Source organism: Rhizobium chutanense (assembly GCF_002531935.1).
Taxonomy (GTDB): domain Bacteria; phylum Pseudomonadota; class Alphaproteobacteria; order Rhizobiales; family Rhizobiaceae; genus Rhizobium; species Rhizobium chutanense.
On record NZ_NWSV01000090.1, the window covers coordinates 1 to 867 of the forward strand.

1 protein-coding gene is annotated in these 867 nt (G+C 63.4%); it reads right to left on the reverse strand.

Annotated features, from left to right (window positions below):
* Window positions 1-867, reverse strand: an 867-nt coding sequence (locus tag CO666_RS33420) for a reverse transcriptase domain-containing protein (RefSeq protein ID WP_210202070.1), incomplete at both ends; no start/stop codon positions are given.

Consider the following 867-nt stretch of genomic DNA (forward strand, 5'->3'; position numbering starts at 1 on the left):
GTGAGTCTGGGCATTCCGAGTTGGTCGGCCCATTTGATCGTGAGGACGGCGTTGAGGAGCTTGGCGCTGTTGCGCCACCAGCGACCGGCATTTGCTGCCACTTGCTGGGCCACCCCAGGTTTCGCTCCCCTTGCCGTCATCTCCCGGAAGATCGTCCTGCCTTGCTTCCATTGCTTGAGCTGGATTGCCCTCAGACGGTGGCGCATCCATTCGTCCAAGTCGCTGAAGACCCGAGGCGTTTGCGCCAGTCTGAAGTAGGCTTTCCATCCGCGCACGAAGATGCGCAGCCGTTCCACCACCGCTTTGAGGGATCGACCCGTCACGCGCGGTGTCAGTTCGCGAATGCGAACCTTGAACGCCTTGATGGCCTTGTCGGCCACCCGTCGCTTGACCACACCCCCGGCTCGCCAGAAGGCATAGCCGAGGAATTTGCGGCCGAAGACGCTGGCAACGGCGCTCTTGGTCTCGTTCACCGTCAGGCGAAGTCGGCCATAGAGGCGCCGCAGCAGGGCCATCACCCGTTCACCCGCCCGGCGCGACCGCACATAGACGTTGCAGTCGTCGGCATAGCGGCAAAAGGCATGGCCCCGCCGTTCAAGCTCCTTGTCCACCTCGTCCAGCAACACGTTGGCCAGAAGCGGCGACAGCGGCCCACCCTGCGGTGTGCCTCGGCTCCGCTTGGTGACCGCATCCCCATCGACGATGTCGGCGTTCAGATAAGCCCGAACCAGGCGGATCACACCGGGATCGGGGATTTTCTTGCGCAGACGGTCGATCAGGATGTCGTGGTCAACCCGGTCGAAGAACTTCTCCAGGTCCACGTCCACCACGACCCGCCGCCCGGATTGCACGAAGGATTGCGCCGCC